Origin of the sequence: Calidifontibacillus erzurumensis (assembly GCF_013303125.1) — a bacterium.
In the GTDB taxonomy this organism is placed as follows: Bacteria; Bacillota; Bacilli; order Bacillales; family Bacillaceae_J; genus Calidifontibacillus; species Calidifontibacillus erzurumensis.
This window is the reverse complement of record NZ_JABTTE010000012.1, coordinates 64,905-87,627: the sequence shown is the minus strand read 5'-3', so window position 1 is coordinate 87,627 and position 22,723 is coordinate 64,905. Positions and strand designations below refer to the sequence as shown.

The window sequence follows — 22,723 nt, the reverse complement described above, 5'->3', positions numbered from 1 at the left end:
CACCAAGTCTATTAAATAGTACGAACGAAAGGTATTAGTTGGCAAAAACAAATTTACATATAATGAGGAACTGAATAAATTGTGGATAACTTTTTTATTTTGCACTTTGTAACTCAACGATTGTAAATGTAGAATCGTTCGTTTATGAATGAAATGTATAAAGTATTTTGCGGCATTTGAACGTTTAATGATTAGGAACTATTGAAAAGCTTGGTTGTCAAAGAATTTACCATGATCAAAAGATAAAAGAAGATGAACACCCTATTTTAATGTATTATACTTAGAATTAGGGGATAAAAATTGGGAATTCACAAAGTTATCCACTTTTCCAAAGCGTTTATCCACATTATGTGGATATTTTTGTTTATAACTTTTATAACACAGTGAAAAAAATAGTGATATTTCTAGAGAAAGGACATAGTAATGAGCCGATTAGATACGAAATATTGGGTTGTGGATAAAAAAGATGAAAAACTCACAACTAATCCACAGATTCAAGAAGCGGCTCTGTGGATAAATAAAAATGAAGTAGTTGCCTTTCCGACAGAAACGGTGTATGGGTTGGGGGCAAATGCTTTGTCAGATGAAGCGATTGCCAAAATTTACGAAGCTAAAGGACGTCCAAGCGACAATCCGCTAATTGTCCATATTGCAAAAGAAAGCCAATTGCAAAACTTAGTGAAAAGTATTCCGGAGTCAGCAGAAAAATTAATGGCTGCCTTTTGGCCAGGTCCGTTAACCATTATTTTTGAAAGCAATTCAACTGTTTCGTCCAAAGTTACCGCCGGGTTATCAACAGTTGCCATTCGTATGCCGGATCATCCGGTGGCCCTTGCTTTAATTGAAGCTGCTGGTGTTCCTGTTGCGGCACCAAGTGCAAATTTGTCTGGCAAACCAAGTCCAACAAATGCAGAGCATGTATTGCATGACTTGCAAGGAAGAATTGCTGGTATTGTTGACGGTGGTCCGACCGGTGTTGGTGTAGAATCAACGGTGATCGATTGTACATCTACCCCTGCAATTATTTTGCGTCCGGGGGGCATTACTCGAGAAGAAATTGAAGCGGTTATTGGTCCTGTCGCTGTTGATAAAGCATTGACAGAAAAAGGCCAAGCCCCGAAATCTCCTGGAATGAAATATACTCATTATGCACCGAAAGCGCCGCTTGTTATCGTTCTTGGTTCCAATACTTTCATGCAAAATTTGATTGATAAAGAACGGCAAAGCGGAAAAAAAGTTGGTGTGTTGGCAACGGAAGAAAGTAAACAAAGGTACAAAGCAGATGTAATAGTTGCTTGTGGATATCGGGAAGATTTAAAGACGGTGGCCAGAGATTTATATGATAGTCTGCGTGCATTTGATAAAGAAATGGTCGATATCATTTTCAGTGAAGGATTTCCGCGCACGGGTCTTGGGGAAGCGATTATGAACCGCCTTGAAAAAGCAGCAGGAGGTCATATTATAAAAGAATAAAAAACTTCATATCTGCCGTGCGGTGCCAGACCCCACTGGAGTACCTTCTCTGGCACCGAGTGCGGCACCATCTGGGGTAGGGTGCCAGACCCCACTGGAGTACCGTCTCTGGCACCAAGTGCGGCACCATCTGGTGAGCGGTGCCAGACCCCACTGGAGTACCATCTCCGGCACCAAGTGCGGCACTATCTGGTGAGCGGTACCAGACCCCACTGGTGTACTATCTCCGGCACCAAGTGCGGCACTATCTGGTGAGCGGTGCCAGACCCCACAGGAGTACCGTCTCCGGCACCGAGTGTGGCACCATCTGGTGAGCGGTGTCAGACCCCACAGGAGTACCGTCTCTGGCACCGAGTGCGGCACCAACAGAGGTAGGGTGCCAGACCCCACAGGAGTACCGTCTCCGGCACCAAGTGCGGCACCTTCTTGCAGCTTGTGTTTACATCCCCGCTTCTAAATCCTTCTGGACGTGCATATGTTATACAAGCACGGCTTTAGGGGGAAGTTTGATGGGACTATCAGAAATAATCGGGGAAGTAATTCCGTTAGCAATTATGGCAATGGCACTTGGTATGGATGCCTTTTCATTAGGCTTGGGGATGGGAATGCTTCGTCTCCGGCTAAAACAAGTCTTTTATATAGGGATTACGATTGGTTTTTTTCATGTGATCATGCCGCTTTTAGGTATTGTTCTTGGTCGTTATATTTCTTATCATTTCAGCGGCATTGCAACATATATCGGTGGTTTCCTATTACTAATTTTGGGGCTGCAGATGGTTATTTCTTCCTTTAAATCTGAAAATGACACTTTTGTAACACCTATAGGTTTTGGCCTCATTGTTTTTGCATTAACCGTCAGCTTGGACAGTTTTTCGGTCGGACTGAGCTTAGGTATTTTTGGAGCGAGGACAGCAGTTACAATTATGCTCTTCGGTTTTTTCAGCATGGTATTAACATGGGCCGGCTTGTTATTGGGGCGGAAAGTTCAGACTTGGCTCGGTTCTTATGGAGAAGCGCTTGGCGGCAGCATTTTGTTTGCATTTGGATTAAAATTATTACTGCCAATCTAGCTATCTTACAGATTTGACAATATACCCATATACTGGCAGAAATAGTTGCAATCGATTTTGCAATCCACACGCTTTTTTACTCTAGTAAAAAACAATATTTTATAATTTTTTTAAAAAAAATAAAAGTAAATAACAATAAATTATATTAGAAAAAGCAAGATTGCATTATAATAAAACTATGGCAATAACATGCCAATGGGGTGATTTTGTTATGCGGAAAATTTTATTCGTTTGTACGGGAAATACATGCCGAAGTCCAATGGCAGAGGCGATTTTTAAATATAAATCGAACAATCGCTATGAAGTTAAATCTGCGGGTATTTTTGCTCACGAGGGAAGTTTGGCATCGTCTCACTCTCAAGAAATTTTAAAAAAAGAAGAGATCCCGCTTGATCATAAATCAAAACAGCTAACAACAGAACTTGTAGCTTGGTCAGATTTAATTTTGACAATGGGAAATTCCCACAAAGAGCTTATTTTGCAACGTTATCCGAAATCGAGCGGAAAAGTATATACTTTGAAAGAATTTGCTTTAAACAGTAAAGCTGACATCGTAGATCCTTTCGGGGGAACACTCGAAGTCTATGAACAGACATATCAAGAAATTAAAGAAGCTGTAGAAAAATTAATCGAAAAGTTGGACAACCTCACAAACGACCAACAAGAAGAATAAGCTGAAATAATCCGTAAATAGCAACATTAAAAAATCCACACAAATAACCGATAATATAATTAGTTGGATTAGTTTAAAAATGCACGCAAGTCTATATCCCACAAAAATAAACGTAAAGTAGAAGCTCTGCGACAGTTGTGAAAGATCAAATGGAACCCCATTATAAAAAAAGCAAGTTACCATACAGCCAAATGAACGGAAATGGAATTAGCTGCAAGGGATGAGATCGCGTGTAAATTAACTCCAAAGTATCAGTTGCAAGATTTGGGGGAGCGTAAGTCTATTTTTTTAGTAAAAAACGCAGTTAAAAAAGTTGCAACATTTGGTAAATTGCGTAAATCAACAAAAGAAAAGTAAGTGAGGCACTAGAATCTTTTACAAGAGATAGAGCCTCTAAACCTGAAAAAACTAGTATACTAAATATAAAATAATTTTAATGTTAGAAATATAAAAATAATTACGTTTCTTTTTTTAGATTATTTTGTTGCTATAAAAAAAGCGTATGACCTTAAAAAGGTGCAAAGAATTGAGGATACTGTAATACATTATGTATTACAACAGGAGGCAACTAAAAAAATATGAAAAAAAAATATAAGTTTAGCTTGCGACTGAAAGTAGTTGTTTTTATAACGATTGTTTCAATCATTACGTATACTACAAGTGGATTTTATATTTACGTTCTTTATGATTTTGTTAATAACTTTATTTCAATAAGCGAAGAATTATTCACCGTTTTAACGTTGTTATTGGGAATTGTATGGTCCGGCATTCTTGGTTATTTTGCGGCTGGACTCATTGTAAAACCATTGGAAATTCTTGAAGAAGCTGTCCATAAAGCCGCTGAGGGTGATATTCGCGAAGATGTCAAAGTATCAAAATCCGATGATGAAATTCGATCTTTAGGACTTGCGTTTAACCATATGTTGCGCTCATTACGAACGATGGTAATCAATATAGACGAAAATTTTAAAATGACGAATAATTATGTTGAAAAAATTACAGGAGCGTCAAGATCGGCAGCAGATCAAGCGGATAGCATTTCAAAAACACTTGAGGAAATTGCTAAAGGTGCTGAGCGGTCAGCTTGCGCCATCACATCGACCGTTGAATCAATCAACAATGTGACAGAAATTTCTCAGCAAGTTTTAAAGCAAGCAACCGATTCTCAAGAAGTATCCGCCCAAATGGTTGTATCTTTGGAAAATAGCAAAAAAGTCATTCATTCGCTTGTCGAGGGAATTGAAAAATTAGTGAAAGACAACCAAGCATCATTGGTGGCTGTTGAACGGCTTGAAAAAAATGCAAAGCAAATTGAAAATATCATTTCACTAGTTGGTGATATTGCTGACCAAACGAACTTGCTTGCACTAAATGCGTCCATTGAAGCGGCCCGTGCTGGGGAACATGGTAGAGGATTTGCAGTCGTTGCAGAAGAAGTTCGCCAGCTTGCAGAACAAAGCAGAAATGCTGTTCAAGGCATAACGGGGTTAATTGAAAACATTCAAGCTGAAGTGAAAAGTGTAGTAGATCAAATTCTTGGTCAAGTGGAAGCTGCGAACGAAGGTGCAGAAAAAGGTTTGGAAACGAATAAAGCTATTCAGGAAATGACGGAATCCGTTCACAAAATGGAAGAAGCCGTTCAAAAAATAGCTGTTTTTGCGGAAAAACAAATGAAGTATATTCAACTAACACAAAATGAATCTGAAGAGGTGGCAGCGATTGCCGAAGAAACATCAGCTGGTGCAGAGCAAATTGCTTCAGCTACAATGGAACAAGCTGCACTGATTGATGATATTGCCCAAATTGCTGTACAATTATCTACACAAGCAAAAACATTGAAACAAACAATCAATCAATTTCAACTAGGAGGTAAATAAATGAAAGTCGCAATCGCTTCCGATCATGGAGGCATACATATTCGTGAAGAAATTAAAAAGTTGATGGATGAAATGGGGATTGAATATGAAGATTTTGGCTGTGAATGCAGCACTTCTGTAGACTATCCAGACTATGCAATCCCTGTTGCTGAAAAAGTAGCAAACGGCGAGTTTGATCGTGGGATTCTTATTTGCGGAACTGGTATTGGCATGTCCATTGCAGCTAATAAAGTGAAAGGAATCCGTTGTGCACTTGTTCATGACGTATTCAGTGCAAAAGCAACCCGTGAGCACAATGACAGCAATATTTTAGCGATGGGCGAGCGTGTAATTGGACCAGGATTAGCGAGAGAAATCGCAAAAGTTTGGCTCACGACGGAATTTGAAGGCGGCCGCCATTTAAATCGTGTTAATAAAATCACTGATTATGAGAATAAGTAAGAGCGAAAAAAATCACATAGTTGGAGCTTTATGATGACTAGGAACAACGATAGCAGGTATACGTACCTGCTATTTTTATAGGTTTAGTATAGGAAAAAAGGTATTTACATTCTGGGTTGTGAACGAAAGGGCATCAATGTTTTTTATAGAAAATGTTGAAGAGTCATTAGGCATGTTTTGTAAAATAGAACGTCATTCGCTTGGAGGATTTGACAAAAGAGCAGGTTTTAGAGGATATCATTTTTTCGTGAAAATAAGGCAGAGATAATATTCGTGAAGTCTTTGGGCAAAAAACATGAATGTTTTCTTATGAAAAAAACGGGGAAAAATGCTTTTCGATTAGGATTGACAGCGGAAGATCATCAATGGTTTTATAGAAAAAATATCTCAGCGTCTTCACGCAAGTTTTGCAAAATAAGCGTCATCGCTTGATGTGTTTGAAAAAGGAGTGGGTTTTCAATGGACATCAATTTACAGGAGATTCAAAGCCAGTTGCAAGCAGCGTTAGATGATTTGCAGGCAGCAGCTAGTTTAACTAGCGAGCACATTCTCGTTATTGGTTGCAGCACGAGCGAAATTATTGGAAAACGAATTGGTACAGCGGGCTCTGAAGAACTTGCACCGGTGCTGTTTGAAGTATTCGACAATTTTAGAAAAAAAACAGGGGTACATCTTGCTTTTCAATGCTGTGAACATTTGAACCGAGCGCTAGTCGTTGAAAAAGAAACGGCTCAACAAAAAGGGTTGGAACAAGTAACTGTCATTCCTGTTAAAAAAGCAGGTGGAGCAATGGCAGCCTATGCGTATAAACATTTGAATCATCCGCAAGTGGTTGAATTTATAAAAGCTGATGCAGGCATCGATATTGGCGATACATTGATCGGCATGCACTTAAAACATGTTGCAGTGCCTGTTCGCAGTAAAGTAAAGGAAATTGGCCAAGCGCACGTGACAATGGCTCGAACAAGACCGAAACTTATTGGTGGTGAACGTGCTGTTTATTCGGAAAACAAGGAAAATACCATTTGCAATGGTTAGATTTCTATATTAACATGGATTCCCCGCATAAGGAAACTGAAGGGGAATCCATCTATTATTTTGGATAAAAAACATACGATTGGTAGTCATAAAAGTTTATTTTTTTGATTAAATTTTCGGATTTTAAAGCAAGCTAAATTTGATACAACCAATTAAATTCGGAAATAATAGTGAGTAAACTTTCTTAAGAAGAAATATTTTCTGTTTTTTATTGAAAACAAATATGATACAATGGTGGACGAGTGTTAATATTCGGATTTTAATAAATTTATATATATTTTTAGGAGGAAATCATGAGCTATTTAAAAAATCAAGACATGGAAGTATTTCAAGCAATCCAAGATGAACTTGGACGTCAGCGCAATAAAATCGAACTAATTGCGTCTGAAAATTTTGTAAGTGAAGCTGTAATGGAAGCACAAGGATCGGTGTTAACAAACAAGTACGCGGAAGGTTATCCTGGTCGTCGTTATTATGGAGGCTGTGAGTACGTTGATGTAGTTGAAAACATTGCAAGAGATCGTGCGAAGCGAATTTTTGGTGCGGAACATGTAAACGTTCAGCCACATTCAGGTGCCCAAGCAAATATGGCTGTTTATTTCACGATTTTAGAGCACGGCGATACGGTTCTTGGTATGGACTTATCACACGGGGGCCATTTAACGCACGGAAGCCCTGTGAACTTTAGTGGTATTCAATACAATTTCGTTGCTTATGGTGTGGATAAGGAAACTCATCGTATTGACTATGATGATGTTTTAGCTAAAGCAAAAGAACATAAACCAAAATTGATCGTTGCTGGTGCAAGTGCATATCCGCGTGAAATTGATTTCAAAAAATTCCGTGAAATTGCTGATGAAGTTGGCGCGTATTTAATGGTTGATATGGCACACATCGCTGGACTAGTGGCTGCTGGTTTCCACATGAATCCAGTACCTTATGCTGATTTCGTAACAACAACTACTCACAAAACCTTGCGTGGTCCACGTGGTGGTATGATTTTATGTAAACAAGAATTTGCGCAAAAAATTGATAAAGCAATTTTCCCAGGGATCCAAGGCGGGCCATTAATGCATGTTATCGCTGCTAAAGCTGTTGCACTAGGAGAAGCATTGCAAGATAGCTTCAAAGAGTATGCGCAAAACATTATTAACAACGCTAAGCGTCTAGCTGAAGGTTTGCAAAAAGAAGGATTAACATTAGTTTCAGGTGGTACAGACAACCATTTAATGTTAGTTGACGTTCGTAATTTAGGACTTACTGGAAAAGTTGCAGAAAAAGCGTTGGATGATGTGGGTATCACTGTAAATAAAAATACAATTCCGTATGATCCAGAAAGCCCATTTGTAACAAGCGGTATCCGTATCGGTACAGCTGCTGTTACAAGCCGTGGCTTCGGATTAGAAGAAATGGATGAAATCGCAGCGATCATCGGCCTAACATTGAAAAATGTTGACAACGAAGAAAAATTGGCTGAAGCAGCTAAACGTGTAGAAGCATTGACAAAGAAAATCCCGCTTTATCCAAATAAATAATAATCGCGATTTTTGTCAATAATGAGAATAACCTGATAAAACATGAATATCTAATTCTAATAAATAGGGGAACCCATTGGGATGCGCGTTTGCATCTCAATGGAGTTCCCCTTTTTGTGTAAAGCTAAAGCTGTCTCCGGCCCCATCTGCGGTACGGTGCCAGACCCCTCTGGAGTACCGTCTCTGACACCATCTCCGGCACCATCTGGGGTAGGGTGTCAGACCCCTCTGGAGTACCGTCTCTGGTACCATCTGCGGCACCATCTGGGGTAGGGTGTCAGACCCCTCTCCTGTACCGTCTCCTGTACCCTCTCCTGTAGTTGTTTAAAAATAGTGACTTTTCCTATTTCCCTTGTTTATGACGTTTTTTTATTTTACAATTTATTAGACAAATACAGACGTATTTTGACTGAATTAGCCAAAATATTATTATGTTAGCTCCAACACTAAATTAGGGATGTCCATTTTTTCAGTGGAAAATAGGGCAACATACATATTGGGAAAACAAGTAAAGGAGACGTTTCGAATGGGAAAAATTCATGTGTTTGATCATCCGTTAATCCAACATAAGCTTTCAATGATTCGTGACAAAAATACGGGCACAAAGGAATTTCGTGAGTTGGTTGATGAAATTGCTAGCCTAATGGCCTTTGAAGCTACACGTGATTTGCCTCTTGAAGAAGTAACTGTAGAAACACCGGTTGCTACAGCGAAAGCAAAAGTGATTGCTGGTAAAAAGCTAGGCTTAATTCCAATTTTACGTGCCGGCCTTGGAATGGTTGATGGCATTTTGAAACTTATCCCTGCCGCTAAAGTAGGTCATATTGGCCTATATCGCGATCCGGAGACATTGAAACCTGTCGAATATTATGTGAAGCTTCCATCTGATGTTGAAGAACGTGAATTTATCGTGCTAGATCCGATGTTGGCAACAGGAGGTTCTGCTGTTGCGGCTATCACTTCTTTGAAAAACCGTGGAGCAAAGCATATTAAATTAATGTGCGTAATTGCAGCTCCTGAAGGTGTGGAAGCTGTGCAAAAAGAACACCCAGATGTTGATATTTTTATTGCTGGTTTGGACGAAAAACTGAACGACCATGGCTATATCGTACCAGGTCTTGGAGATGCAGGAGACCGCTTGTTTGGGACAAAATAATTTGGAGTGAAAAAAATGTCAAAACGGATCAAAGTTTTAACAACTTTCGGGACACGGCCGGAAGCGATTAAAATGTGTCCGCTCGTGCTTGAATTAAATAAACGTTCTGATCAATTTGAGTCGATCGTGGCAGTAACTGCCCAACATCGTCAAATGCTTGATCAAGTTTTAGAAATTTTTCAAGTAAAACCTGATTATGACCTGAACATTATGAAAGAGCGGCAAACATTAGTAGATGTAACAACGAGAGGCCTTGAAGGTCTTGACCGTGTTATAAAAGAGGTAAAGCCGGATATCGTTCTCGTACACGGAGATACAACGACAACGTTTATCGCTAGCCTTGCTGCTTTTTATAATCAGGTGGCTGTCGGCCATGTAGAAGCCGGACTTCGAACATGGAATAAATACTCTCCATTTCCAGAAGAAATGAATCGCCAGCTCACTGGTGTCATTGCGGATCTTCATTTTGCGCCGACAGAAAAAGCGTATGAAAACCTTGTTCGTGAAAATAAAAATGAAAAAGATATTTTTATTACAGGAAATACAGCTATTGATGCGTTGAAAACAACGGTAAAAGCTGATTATGAACATGAAGTTTTGAAAAAAGTAGGATGTGGCCGTCTTGTACTGGTGACCGCTCATCGCCGTGAAAACCTCGGTGAACCAATGCGCAATATGTTTCGGGCGATTCGCCGGATTGTGGATGAATATCCAGATGTTGAAGTCGTTTACCCAATTCACTTAAATCCGGCTGTGCGTGAAATTGCAGCTGAAATTTTGGGTGGTCATGAGCGCATTCAGTTGATCGAACCGCTTGATGTAATAGATTTTCACAATTTTGCATCCCGCGCTTACTTGATTTTAACCGATTCCGGCGGTATTCAAGAAGAAGCTCCTTCTCTTGGTGTGCCAGTTCTCGTTCTTCGTGATACGACAGAGCGTCCGGAAGGCATCGAAGCTGGAACGCTGAAGCTTGCAGGTACGAATGAAGATACAATATACCGTTTGGCCGCTGAACTCCTTTCAGATCCTGCTGAATATGAAAAAATGGCTAAAGCATCAAACCCATATGGGGATGGAAATGCTAGCAGCCGCATCGCAGAAGCCATTCGCTTTTATTTTGGACAAATAGATGAGCGTCCAGCGCCGTTTTTATATAAAAAATAGTCGCAACAGTACTATTTGATTATTATTAAAAAATAGTTTGGTATACCAAAAAGTTTCATAACAAAAAGTAGAAAAAACAACTCAAGAGACAAAACGAAAAAAACTAGAAGGGCGTTTGAGGTCGACAATTCCGGCTTTGAACGGCCCTTTTTATTTGTGTGAAGACTGGTTTTAAGCGATTGTGAATTTGTTTTATTGGAATTTTGCGTTATTATTAACAAACTATGTTCCCCTTCCCAAAAGCGTAAAAAACATTTTTCATCAGCACCGTGATCTAGGGCAAAAACATTATTTTTATATAAAAAATTACTTAAAGATGGGAAAGTTAAAAAGCTTCCTTAGTAAAGCTGTCTCTTTCCCTGTTTTATAAATAAAGAAAAACGTGTTTCGAACCAATGATATTTTATTAAATTTGTAGAAAGAATCATTCAAAAAAATGCTTATATAAATAGGAAGAAATACGATACGCACGACAAAAAAATATAAAACTTTTATAAAATCTTATGTTCGATTTGTATGCAAGTAGATTTATATACTTTTGAAATTTTTTCAAGGAAAACGGAATAGTACAGAATTCTAATGGTGTGTTATTGCTTCTGAAAAGGGTTACATGAAAATTCCATGATTGTGGCACTATACACGTTAAAGGAGCGTGTCATTATTATGGAAAAAAAATTGTGGAGAATCTTCTTTTTGATGCCCTTCATATTCCTTAATGGACCAACAGCTATTGCCTCTCATTCGATTCAAAGTTCCATTGAAGTAAAACCGAAAGTAGAAAAAGTGAATCCAATAAACATAAATGTTGAATCACCACAATCAAACGTGAAAAAGTTCATCATAGAAGTAGAAAAGCTTGAAATGATTGATCAGTTGAGAAAAAAACATCCAAATGTAAAAATCGCCCGAGTGTACGACACGGTTTTTAAAGGTGTTTCTGTATTGGCAACTGAAGATGAAGTGGAAAAAATGAAACATCAATATGGCGTGAAGCGCATTGATCCCGTTTATACATACAAAGTGGAGTTGGATGAAAGTGTACCGTTTATTGGCGGGACGCTTTTGCGTGGGGAGTTTGACGAAGAAAATAAGCGTCTCACTGGAAAAGGCGTAAAAATCGGAGTGATCGACACAGGCATCGACTATAACCATCCCGATCTGATCCGTAATTACAGGGGAGGTTATGACGTAATTGATGAAGATGAAGATCCGATGGAAACTGTAAAAGGCCAAGGAGAGGTGACTATACATGGGACGCATGTGGCAGGGATTATTGCTGCCAATGGGAAGTATCTTGGTGTTGCGCCGGATGCTGAAATATATGCGTACCGTGCCCTTGGTCCAGGGGGATATGGGACGTCTGATCATGTAATTGCTGCAATTGAAAAAGCAGTGGAAGATGGCATGGATATTATTAATCTTTCCCTAGGAAGTTCCGTCAATGGACCGGATTATCCGACAAGCGTGGCGCTTGATAAAGCTGTTGAAAAAGGTGTTATTGCTGTCACTTCTAGTGGAAATTCTGGTCCGAATATTTGGACGGTCGGTTCTCCAGGAACATCTGAAAAGGCTATTTCTGTTGGTGCGTCTACACCTCCGCTTGAAATTCCGGTTTTAATGATTGCACTTGCTCCGAAAAAAACTATTTATCTTCAGCCGCTGCAAGGATCCGTTCCGTGGAATATCTCGAAAGGACACCAAATAGTTTTTGGAGGCTTAGGCCGCCCTGATGAACTTCGTGATGTGAAAAATAAAATTGTATTGCTTGAACGGGGGGAGATTTCTTTTACTCAAAAAGTTAAAAACGCCTACGCCAAAGGAGCAAAAGCAGTTTTAATTTTTAATAATGAGAAAGGATCGTTTTTTGGCAGCCTTGAGGAAGCCATTACAATTCCTGCGGTGGCTTTATCTCGAGAAGATGGGCTTTTTTTGAAAAAGGAAATTGAAAAAGGACATGATTGGGCTGTAATAAAAAAAATCAAAATCGAGGATCGGTTGGCGCCATTTAGTTCGCGTGGACCGGTTACACACACGTGGGGAATTAAACCAGATGTTGTGGCGCCGGGAGTAAAAATCGACAGTACGGTTCCGTATGGTTATACGGCATTGCAAGGGACTAGCATGGCAGCACCGCACGTGGCCGGGGCAGCAGCACTCATAAAACAAGCTCACCCAGACTGGGGGCCGGAAGAAGTCAAAGCAGCTCTGATGAATACAGCAAAGCCTATTTTTGATGAGAATGAAAACTTTTATAACCCATATGAGCAAGGGGCTGGACGCATTCAAGTCGATCGGGCCATCAAAGCGGAAGTGCTCGCAATTCCCGGGGCGCTTGCGTTTGGTGCGGTCAGGCCAAAAAGTGGAGTGGTTGAGAAGACGGTAGAACTTACGGTGGAAAATAAATCCCAGCAGGTGAAAAAACTTTCGTTTGCTGTTCCCCGAATGGAAAAAGGGATAAAATGGCAAGTGCCGTTATCGTTTTATTTGGAGCCGAAGGAAAAAAGGAAACTGGCGCTCGCGATCGAAGTCGATACAAAGCTGGTGGAAGAAGGTATCTATTTTGGCCATTTGCAATTGGAAGTGCTCGGCGGAGATTCAATCATGCTCCCTTACATGTATATCGTCGGTGATGCTGATTATCCGCGGGTAATGGGCTTTTCATTTGAAATAGATGAGGATGGGTGTCGTCCTCAAGCTAGTGAACATGATCGGGAGTGTTACCAGCCAGGTGCTGAAATGTACAAATATGAGCTTTATTTGCCGGAAGGTGCCGATGAGTTGGGGGTTGCCCTTTTTGATCCAACAACTTTGAAATTTGTGGGAGTTTTACTGCATGAAACCAATGTAAATCGAGGACTCATCGAACAAAGAAAGAAACGCGAAGAAATCCCGTTCCCAAATGGCGAATACCTAGCAGTCGTATACGCCACCAAAGACGGCAAAGAAACAACCCAAAGGACCACAATCAAAATTGGACCTGAACAGTAGATGGTGCCGGAGAAGGTACGGTAGAGGGGTCTGTCACCGCACGGTAGATGGTGCCGGAGAAGGTGCAGTAGAGGGGTCTGTCACCGCACGGTAGATGGTGCCGGAGAAGGTGCCAGAGAGGGGTCTGTCACCGCACGGTAGATGGTGCCGGAGAAGGTGCAGTAGAGGGGTCTGTCACCGCATGGCAGACGGTGCCGGAGAAGGTGCCACAGAAGGGTCTGACCCCGCCCCGCAGATGGTGCCACAGAAGAGCCTGACCCCACACCGCAGCTATCTCATCTGTAACTTTCTACCAGTAGCAAAACTAGCGGGTCCAGTAACCATGCAGAAAGTGCCGCTTTATAGTCTCAATCTTCGTTTCGTAAACTACGGAGCGGCACCGAAATTTTGACATATATGTGACGTTTTGCATTGAAAATGGATTGACATTAAAAGTGCCCTATTGTATGCTAAAAAAGGTGTGAAAAGGGAAAAGATAAACCGTACATACTTGTCGAAGTATGGAGAAAAGCAGAAGGGGCGTTTTCTTTGAGCGATGACAAGCGGTCTAAAAATCCTTATAAGGCTATGGCGCTAATGTCGGCCATTTCTGCTCAATTAGTCGGATCAATTTTAATCGGTTTATTTCTAGGTAAATGGGTGGATGCCAAGTTAGGAACGTTGCCATTATTTTTGATTATAGGCCTTTTTCTTGGACTAGCTGCCGGCATTTACAGTATGTTGCGGCTAATCAAGACATTTACCGAAGGCAATAAAGATGAATAATGGTTGGCAAAGAAACCATCCTAAGTAATGTTTAATACTTGATGAATTGAAAATTTAATAGAAAATCTCGCTTTTTAAAAACACATCAATCAGTATAACCAGTTATGGCAAATAATAACCATCCGATTTGTGAGCTTGTATGCTTGGTTGGAAAAGTGCAAAGCTCCTAGGAAAGCATTTTGCCTTTTTTTAGGTGTGCCGAAAAGTGCGTTCACATGTGTACGATGGATGGTGGAAGTGTGCCCTTGCGCCCAATTTTGCTTTGCAATTGGCCCTTGTGCATGCGATCAAATCAATCGTGAACCGTGAAATGGCATTCCCATAAAACACAACACACGGCAAACAGCTAGAACATCGGTTAGATAAACCCCTGCCAGATTAAAAATTCGTAGAAACTAAAAGGGAGTAATGATGAATAACGAATATAATCAAATTTTCATCAGACAAATAAAGATAATTTTGAATTTACTGGCAATATTTGTGATTGGATGGGGGTTTACACCATATCAACACATTTTTTTAGGGTTAATACTGGGAACTGTTATCAGTACATACAATTTATGGTCTATGCATCGCAAAGTGAACCGTCTTGGCCAAACAATTATTGAAAACGCAAAAAAACAACCTCATGAAAAGAAAAAGAAAGTAAAATCTCTCGGTTCACTCAATCGACTTGCAGCGGCTGCGCTGGCAGTGGTGATTGCAACGCGATATCCTGAAACTTTTCACCTTCTAAGCGTAATTATCGGATTAATGACATACCATTTCGTCATTATGATAGATTTTCTTTTTCAATCCATCCGGAAAAACTGAAAGAGAGGTGAAATAAAGTGCATCATGGTGCTCCAATCGTAGAATTTCTTGGACTTACTTTTAATTTATCCAATGTATTAATGGTCACAGTAACATCTGTCATTGTTTTCCTAATTGCTATTGCAGCAACTAGATCTTTGCAACTTCGCCCAACTGGGATGCAAAACTTCTTGGAATGGGTGATGGATTTCGTCAAAGGCATTATCGGAAGTACAATGGACTGGAATACTGGTGGCCGATTCCTAACTTTAGGGATGACATTAATCATGTACATCTTTGTTGCCAACATGTTAGGTTTGCCATTCTCAGTATCAGTGAATGGTGAATTATGGTGGAAATCACCAACAGCCGATCCAACAATTACATTAACATTGGCTGTCATGATTGTTGGCTTGACACATTACTATGGAATTAAATTACGGGGAGTAAAACATTACGGAAGTACATTCTTCTCTCCAATGAAGTTTTTATTCCCACTAAAAGTTATCGAAGAGTTTGCAAACACTCTAACTCTCGGTTTGCGTCTCTATGGTAACATTTATGCAGGTGAAATCTTGCTAGGATTACTTGCAGGATTAATGACAAGTGGTATTGGCGGCGCAATTGGCGGTGCGATACCGATGATGGTTTGGCAAGGATTCAGTATCTTCGTTGGTACAATCCAAGCGTTTATCTTCACAATGTTAACAATGGTTTATATGTCACATAAAGTGAGCCATGACCATTAATCATATAAAAACACTATTATAATAAATTAAAAATTATTTTCATGAAAAAAGGGAGGACTTTTAAATGAATTTAATAGCAGCAGCAATTGCGGTAGGTTTAGCAGCACTAGGTGCTGGTATTGGTAACGGTCTTATCGTAGGACGTACAGTAGAAGGGATTGCTCGTCAACCAGAGCTTCGCGGTACTCTTCAAACAACTATGTTCATCGGGGTTGCGTTAGTAGAAGCATTACCGATCATCGGCGTAGTTATCGCATTTATCGTACTTGGTTCTTAATGGTCCTAGTGCAAAGCGATGCTTGCCAACATGAAGTATAGGCTACAAGGATCCAGGACCTTAGTTCAAAATGGCGAAAGATCGAATCTAAGCGAGATCCTTCGCCATTCCTTTATGTAGCCTTTCTCTATGAAAAAATTTTATTACTCTTAAACCTAGAAAATAACTGAACTAATTTTTACAAAAGATATATGAACAAAATGATATTTATTTAGCGAAAGGCACGTATTGAAAGGAGTGAAATACAGTGTCACTAGACTTTTTAGTATTGGGAGCAGCTGAAGCAGGTCACACAGGTATTAACACTGGGGATATTGTTTTTCAGCTTTTAATGTTCATCATTTTATTAGCATTGCTTCGTAAATTCGCATTCGGCCCATTAATGGGTATCATGAAACAGCGTGAAGAGCATATTGCAAATGAAATTGAAGCAGCTGAAAGAAGCCGCAAAGAAGCTGAAAAATTTGCAGCTGAACAAGCAGAAAGCTTAAAAGCAGCTCGTCAAGAAGCGCAAGAACTTATTGAAAATGCGAAAAAACTTGGCGAACAACAACAAAAAGAAATTATCGATGCAGCAAAAGCTGAAGCAGCTCGTATTAAAGATGCAGCAGTAAAAGAAATTCAACAAGAAAAAGAACAAGCAATCGCAGCATTACGCGAACAAGTTGCTTCATTATCTGTGCTAATTGCGTCTAAAGTAATTGAAAAAGAGTTAACTGAACAAGATCAACAAAAATTGATCAATGAATACATTAAAGAGGTAGGCGAAGAGCGATGAGTCAAAATGCTGTCGCAAGTCGCTATGCCTTAGCTCTTTATCAATTAGCAAAAGAACAAAATCTATTAGAGCAATTAGAACAAGAATTAAAAGTTGTTGAACAAGTATTGAATGAAAATCCTAAATTTTTAACGATCTTGAAACATCCAAAAGTTTCTAAAGATGCAAAAAAAGCGCTTGTGAAAGATGTGTTCAAAGATGCATCACAAACATTAGTGAACACAATTCTTTTATTAATTGATCGCAAACGTGAGGATTTATTGCTCGAAATTGCTGAACAATATTTTCTTCTTGCCAATGAAGCGCGCGGCATTGCTGAAGCGAAAGTGTACTCAGTTCGCCCATTAACAGCTGATGAAGAACAAGCACTTTCTGAAGTTTTTGCGAAAAAAATCGGCAAATCCGAGTTGCGTATTAAAAATATCGTAGACAATAGCTTAATTGGCGGTATTAAATTGCGTATCGGCAATACTATTTATGATGGCAGTGTTAAAGGCAAATTAGAGCGGATTGAACGTCAATTATTGCAAGCAAAATAAATGGTTGATCGATTGGAAGCCAGCATAAAAGCGTGCTGAAAATATGCTGTTACGAAAAAGGACAGGCAATCTTTAAAGCGCCGCTAGACAAAACTGGTGAACAATGCCCTCTATTGATCGAGGAAATTTCGCTAAACGTGAAAAGTTAAAATGTTTTCACGGTTGATGAGCTATAAAAAATTTTAATTGTAAAAATTCAGTTCATCAAAACTCGCTGTTTTAAAAATAGATCCGGTGCAAATCGAACGACCAAGACAATAAAACCATCAAAAAGCTTAGAAGTTAGGGGTGAAATACATGAGCATCAAAGCAGAAGAAATTAGTGCGCTGATAAAAAAGCAAATTGAAAACTATCAGTCTGAAATCGAAGTAAATGATGTTGGTACTGTTATCCAAGTTGGTGACGGTATTGCACGTGCTCATGGTCTTGATAACGTAATGTCAGGAGAACTTGTTGAATTCTCTAACGGTGTCATGGGTCTTGCCCAAAACTTAGAGGAAAACAACGTTGGTATCGTTATTCTAGGACCATTTACAGGTATTCGTGAAGGTGACGAAGTTCGTCGAACAGGCCGTATCATGGAAGTACCTGTAGGTGAAGAACTATTAGGACGTGTTGTAAACCCATTAGGTATTCCAGTTGACGGATTAGGACCAATTGAAACAAAACAAACTCGTCCAATTGAAGTAAAAGCTCCTGGTGTAATGGCACGTAAATCCGTTCATGAGCCATTACAAACAGGTATTAAAGCGATTGACGCACTTGTGCCAATCGGACGCGGACAACGTGAGTTAATCATCGGTGACCGTCAAACAGGTAAAACAGCGGTAGCAATTGACACAATCATCAACCAAAAAGATCAAAATATGATTTGTATCTATGTTGCTATCGGACAAAAAGAATCAACAGTACGCGGTGTTGTTGAAACATTACGTAAACATGGTGCATTAGAATATACAATCGTTGTAACAGCTTCTGCATCACAACCAGCTCCACTATTATATCTAGCTCCATACGCTGGTGTATCAATGGGCGAGCACTTCATGTTCAACGGCAAACACGTATTGATCATTTATGATGATTTATCAAAACAAGCAGCTGCATACCGTGAGCTTTCATTGCTATTACGTCGTCCTCCAGGCCGTGAAGCATATCCAGGGGACGTATTCTACTTGCACTCTCGCTTGTTAGAGCGTGCAGCAAAACTTAGCGATGATTTAGGCGGCGGTTCTATGACTGCACTTCCATTCATCGAAACACAAGCTGGGGACGTTTCTGCGTACATCCCAACAAACGTTATCTCTATTACAGACGGACAAATCTTCTTACAATCAGACTTGTTCTTCTCTGGGGTACGTCCAGCGATCAACGCAGGTCTTTCAGTATCACGCGTAGGTGGTTCTGCGCAAATTAAAGCGATGAAGAAAGTTGCAGGTACACTTCGTCTTGACCTTGCTTCTTACCGCGAACTTGAAGCATTCGCTCAATTCGGTTCAGACCTAGATAAAGCTACACAAGCAAAACTCAACCGCGGTATTCGTACGGTTGAAGTATTAAAACAAGGTTTACACAAGCCGCTTGCAGTTGAAAAACAAGTAACAATTCTTTATGCATTAACAAGAGGCTTGCTAGACGATATTCCAGTTGCGGATATCAAACGTTTCGAAGAAGAGCTTTATGCTTGGATCGAAGTAAACCGCAACGATATCTTTGAACATATTCGCACAACAAAAGATCTTCCTGCAGATGATGTCATCACAGGAGCAATCAATGACTTCAAAAAGACATTTGCAGTTTCTGAGTAATTTTAATAAAATGGCGGAGTAAAATTTTGTGCTCGTACATTCGAAACGCCGAATAGTAAATAGAAAATGCAATTTAAGATAAAAAGGTGGCGGTGGATCGGATATCACCGTCCCTTAACCCCGATAAAAGGTGGTGAAACGAGTGGCTTCATTACGTGATATAAAACAACGGATTAATTCAACAAAGAAAACGATGCAAATTACAAAAGCGATGCACATGGTATCTGCTTCAAAACTTTCCCGCGCGGAAGAAAATGCAAAATCATTCTATCCTTACATGGAAAAAATGCAAGAAGTTGTTGCTAGCATCGCTCTTGGAAGCAAAGGTGTCCGCCATCCTATGCTTGAGTCAAGACCTGTGAAAAAGACAGGTTATTTAGTCATTACATCAGACCGTGGATTGGCAGGAGCTTATAACAGTAACGTATTGCGTACAGTTTATCAAGTAATCAAAGAACGTCATAAATCAACAGATGAATACGCAATCTTTGCAATCGGACGAATTGGCCGCGACTTTTTCAAAAAGCGGAATATGCCAGTAGTTAAAGATATTACTGGATTAGCTGACCAACCAGCATTTGCTGATATTAAAAACTTAGCGAGCCAAGCTGTTGGTATGTTTGCGGATGGAACATTTGATGAGCTGTACATGTACTACAACCATTATATTAGCGCAATCTCACAAGAAGTAACTGTGAAAAAATTATTGCCGCTAACAGATATTGCTGAAGGCAATACAAAATTGAGCTCATACGAATATGAACCATCACAAGAAGAAATTTTAGAAACATTGCTGCCACAATATGCTGAAAGTTTAATTTACGGTGCGCTGCTCGATGGAAAGGCAAGTGAACATGCTGCACGGATGACTGCGATGAAAAATGCAACCGACAACGCAAGCGAGTTGATCGATGTGCTTACATTGTCTTACAACCGTGCTCGCCAAGCAGCGATTACTCAAGAAATTACAGAAATTGTCGGCGGTGCAGCAGCTCTAGAATAGGACTATCGGGACCTTTTAATCAATTGGAACATTGTTTGGCAAGAGGTCAAACTTGAGCATATTTTTAAACCATTTATGGCAGGCTTTTCATTTAGAGAAGCTGCTTCCATCACTCGGTTAGCTAGGAATTTTATAAGTAAAGCTAATTTTTCAAACGGCATTTTTATACTAAGCGGTTTACAGCACCCGATTTTAATTGAACGGAAATTGGACGGGTGCTTACATACCACAAAATGCCGGCAAGAAGTGGACGGAATGGTTCGTTGGAACAAATTTGTTAGGAGGGGAAAGCGATGAATAAAGGACGCATTACAGCAATTTTAGGTCCGGTTGTAGACGTAAAATTCGAAAGCGGCAAGCTTCCTGAATTATACAACGCCCTAAAAATTGAACATAAAGCGCGCAATGAAAATGAAGTTGACATCAACTTGACATTGGAAGTTGCCCTTCATCTAGGCGACGATACAGTACGTACAGTTGCGATGGACTCAACAGATGGTTTGATTCGCGGTATGGAGGTCATTGATACTGGTGGCCCAATTTCAGTACCAGTTGGTGACGTAACTCTTGGACGTGTATTCAACGTATTAGGGGAACCAATTGACTTAAAAGGTGACATCCCTGAAGATGCACGCCGCGATCCAATTCACCGTCCAGCACCATCTTTTGAAAACTTATCAACACAAGTTGAAATCTTAGAAACAGGTATTAAAGTTGTAGACTTGCTTGCACCTTATATCAAAGGTGGAAAAATCGGCTTGTTCGGTGGTGCCGGTGTAGGTAAAACAGTATTAATTCAGGAGTTAATTAACAATATCGCGCAAGAGCACGGCGGTATCTCTGTATTCGCTGGTGTAGGTGAACGTACACGTGAAGGTAACGACCTTTACCATGAAATGAGCGACTCAGGCGTTATCAATAAAACAGCGATGGTATTCGGTCAGATGAACGAGCCGCCAGGTGCGCGTCTACGTGTTGCATTGACTGGTTTGACAATGGCTGAATATTTCCGTGATGAGCAAGGCCAAGACGTGTTATTCTTTATCGATAACATCTTCCGTTTCACACAAGCAGGTTCTGAGGTATCTGCGCTATTAGGCCGTATGCCATCTGCGGTAGGTTACCAACCAACTCTTGCAACTGAAATGGGTCAATTACAAGAACGGATTACATCTACAAACGTAGGTTCAGTTACATCAATCCAAGCGATTTACGTACCTGCGGACGACTATACAGACCCAGCGCCAGCAACTACATTCGCTCACTTGGATGCAACAACAAACCTTGAGCGTAAACTTTCTGAGATGGGTATTTACCCAGCGGTGGATCCACTTGCATCTACTTCTCGTGCATTGGCGCCAGAAATCGTTGGTGAAGAACATTACAACGTTGCTCGTCAAGTACAGCAAACATTACAACGTTACAGAGAATTACAAGATATTATCGCAATCTTAGGTATGGACGAGCTTTCAGACGAAGATAAATTAGTCGTTGCTCGTGCTCGCCGTATCCAATTCTTCTTATCACAAAACTTCCACGTTGCTGAGCAATTTACAGGTCAACCTGGTTCATACGTTCCTGTAAAAGAAACAGTGCGCGGATTTAAAGAAATTCTTGAAGGAAAATACGACGATCTTCCAGAAGACGCATTCCGTCTCGTTGGACGCATCGAAGAAGTTGTTGAAAAAGCAAAAGCTATGCAGGCGAATCTCTAGAAGTGACCGTTGGGATTTGAGAGGGGCCGTGTTGGTTGCTTAAAGCGGCACCTTCTCAAAATTCTCATATTGTTTGGAATCACCTTCTAGAATGGGAGGTTATCTAATGAAGACAATTCAAGTCAGTGTAGTTACTCCTGATGGCGCCGTCATTGAAACAGACGTTGAAATGGTAAGTGTAAAAGCAGTAAGCGGTGAGCTAGGGATCTTACCTGGACATATTCCGTTAGTTGCTCCATTAACCATCAGCGCTGTTCGTCTAAAAAGCGGTGGAAAGACAGAACTAGTTGCCGTTAGCGGCGGCTTCGTTGAAGTACGACCTGATAAAGTAACAATCTTAGCTCAAGCAGCTGAATTAGCAAAAGACATCGATATAGATCGTGCCCGTGCCGCTAAAGAACGTGCAGAACGCCGCTTGGCACAAGCAAAAGCTGACGATGTTGAATTCAAACGTGCTGAGCTTGCATTAAAACGGGCAATGAACCGTTTAAGAGTAGGCGGCGGCCTCTAATAAACTAAACCTAAAGAAGATCATTGTGATCTTTCTTTAGGTTTATTTTTTTGCAATGCGGACTTGCGGAATGTTGCGATCATGCATTTGGGTTTGTAAAGGTAGCGAAAGTTAAATGATAGATAAAATTTGTTTACTATGGATAATTATGAGAAGCCACGTTAAATCGTAAAAAGACGAAGAAATCGAATTCTTCCTAGTATTAAATAAGGAACTAGTTCATGGATTCGGTGCAAAAAAATGACAAGCACCTTACCATTGAATGGTGCGCCTTTCATAAGATACGGTGTGGAAACAAATCAAAATGATGAGTACTCTATCATTGAATGGGGATGCGCTGTTCATAAGATACGGTGTGGAAACAAATCAA

At 40.2% G+C, this 22,723-nt stretch carries 21 protein-coding genes; all 21 read left to right on the top strand.

The window, feature by feature from the left end; genetic code table 11:
• Positions 1–423: 423 nt before the first annotated feature.
• The 21 genes from HR057_RS10065 (at position 424) to HR057_RS09965 (ending at position 22,353) form a co-directional block, all read left to right on the top strand.
• A complete protein-coding gene (locus tag HR057_RS10065; protein ID WP_173731301.1) occupies positions 424–1,473 on the top strand; it encodes an L-threonylcarbamoyladenylate synthase in 1,050 nt (349 codons plus the stop codon).
• A gap of 509 nt (positions 1,474–1,982) precedes the next feature.
• On the top strand, positions 1,983–2,543 hold the full coding sequence (locus tag HR057_RS10060) for a manganese efflux pump MntP (protein ID WP_173731300.1): 561 nt from the start codon (positions 1,983–1,985) through the stop codon (positions 2,541–2,543).
• 211 nt (positions 2,544–2,754) lie between these two features.
• Entirely contained in the window at positions 2,755–3,216 is a 462-nt protein-coding gene (locus HR057_RS10055) for a low molecular weight protein arginine phosphatase (RefSeq protein WP_173731299.1), read from the top strand.
• 201 nt (positions 3,217–3,417) lie between these two features.
• On the top strand, positions 3,418–3,573 hold the full coding sequence (locus HR057_RS10050; RefSeq protein ID WP_173731298.1) for a hypothetical protein: 156 nt from the start codon (positions 3,418–3,420) through the stop codon (positions 3,571–3,573).
• 221 nt (positions 3,574–3,794) lie between these two features.
• Complete coding sequence (locus HR057_RS10045; RefSeq protein WP_173731297.1) at positions 3,795–5,093, top strand: methyl-accepting chemotaxis protein; 1,299 nt, start codon at positions 3,795–3,797, stop codon at positions 5,091–5,093.
• Complete coding sequence (rpiB, locus tag HR057_RS10040) at positions 5,094–5,534, top strand: ribose 5-phosphate isomerase B (RefSeq protein ID WP_173731296.1); 441 nt, start codon at positions 5,094–5,096, stop codon at positions 5,532–5,534.
• A 459-nt stretch (positions 5,535–5,993) separates the two neighbouring features.
• Positions 5,994–6,572: a TIGR01440 family protein gene (locus HR057_RS10035; RefSeq protein WP_173731295.1), complete on the top strand. Its 579-nt coding sequence runs from the start codon at positions 5,994–5,996 to the stop codon at positions 6,570–6,572.
• Positions 6,573–6,865: 293 nt separating this feature from the next.
• Entirely contained in the window at positions 6,866–8,107 is a 1,242-nt protein-coding gene (locus HR057_RS10030; protein ID WP_173731294.1) for a serine hydroxymethyltransferase, read from the top strand.
• 526 nt (positions 8,108–8,633) lie between these two features.
• A complete protein-coding gene (gene upp / locus HR057_RS10025) occupies positions 8,634–9,263 on the top strand; it encodes a uracil phosphoribosyltransferase (protein WP_173731293.1) in 630 nt (209 codons plus the stop codon).
• Positions 9,264–9,278: 15 nt separating this feature from the next.
• Entirely contained in the window at positions 9,279–10,430 is a 1,152-nt protein-coding gene (gene wecB, locus HR057_RS10020) for a non-hydrolyzing UDP-N-acetylglucosamine 2-epimerase (RefSeq protein ID WP_173731292.1), read from the top strand.
• Between the two features lie 663 nt (positions 10,431–11,093).
• Positions 11,094–13,418, top strand: a complete 2,325-nt coding sequence (locus HR057_RS10015) for a S8 family serine peptidase (protein WP_329955866.1) — start codon at positions 11,094–11,096, stop codon at positions 13,416–13,418.
• 567 nt (positions 13,419–13,985) lie between these two features.
• Positions 13,986–14,183, top strand: a complete 198-nt coding sequence (locus HR057_RS10010; protein ID WP_173731320.1) for an AtpZ/AtpI family protein — start codon at positions 13,986–13,988, stop codon at positions 14,181–14,183.
• Positions 14,184–14,591: 408 nt separating this feature from the next.
• Positions 14,592–14,996 (top strand): ATP synthase subunit I, encoded by a 405-nt coding sequence (locus HR057_RS10005; protein WP_173731291.1) that lies wholly within the window; start codon positions 14,592–14,594, stop codon positions 14,994–14,996.
• A 17-nt stretch (positions 14,997–15,013) separates the two neighbouring features.
• Positions 15,014–15,724, top strand: coding sequence for a F0F1 ATP synthase subunit A (gene atpB, locus HR057_RS10000; protein WP_173731290.1), 711 nt, complete (start codon positions 15,014–15,016; stop codon positions 15,722–15,724).
• Positions 15,725–15,788: 64 nt separating this feature from the next.
• Complete coding sequence (gene atpE, locus HR057_RS09995) at positions 15,789–16,001, top strand: F0F1 ATP synthase subunit C (protein ID WP_173731289.1); 213 nt, start codon at positions 15,789–15,791, stop codon at positions 15,999–16,001.
• A 247-nt stretch (positions 16,002–16,248) separates the two neighbouring features.
• Entirely contained in the window at positions 16,249–16,779 is a 531-nt protein-coding gene (atpF, locus tag HR057_RS09990; protein ID WP_173731288.1) for a F0F1 ATP synthase subunit B, read from the top strand.
• Positions 16,776–17,318, top strand: a complete 543-nt coding sequence (locus HR057_RS09985; protein WP_173731287.1) for a F0F1 ATP synthase subunit delta — start codon at positions 16,776–16,778, stop codon at positions 17,316–17,318. Before atpF ends, HR057_RS09985 begins: the two co-directional genes overlap by 4 nt.
• Before the next feature lie 297 nt (positions 17,319–17,615).
• A complete protein-coding gene (atpA, locus tag HR057_RS09980; RefSeq protein WP_173731286.1) occupies positions 17,616–19,124 on the top strand; it encodes a F0F1 ATP synthase subunit alpha in 1,509 nt (502 codons plus the stop codon).
• A 142-nt stretch (positions 19,125–19,266) separates the two neighbouring features.
• The gene (locus tag HR057_RS09975; RefSeq protein ID WP_173731285.1) at positions 19,267–20,127 is read left to right on the top strand and encodes a F0F1 ATP synthase subunit gamma; all 861 of its coding nucleotides are present in this window, start codon (positions 19,267–19,269) and stop codon (positions 20,125–20,127) included.
• A gap of 293 nt (positions 20,128–20,420) precedes the next feature.
• The gene (atpD, locus tag HR057_RS09970; protein WP_173731284.1) at positions 20,421–21,842 is read left to right on the top strand and encodes a F0F1 ATP synthase subunit beta; all 1,422 of its coding nucleotides are present in this window, start codon (positions 20,421–20,423) and stop codon (positions 21,840–21,842) included.
• A 106-nt stretch (positions 21,843–21,948) separates the two neighbouring features.
• Positions 21,949–22,353 carry a F0F1 ATP synthase subunit epsilon gene (locus HR057_RS09965; RefSeq protein WP_173731283.1) on the top strand — a complete coding sequence of 135 codons (405 nt, stop codon included), beginning with the start codon at positions 21,949–21,951 and terminating at the stop codon, positions 22,351–22,353.
• Positions 22,354–22,723 lie beyond the last annotated feature (370 nt).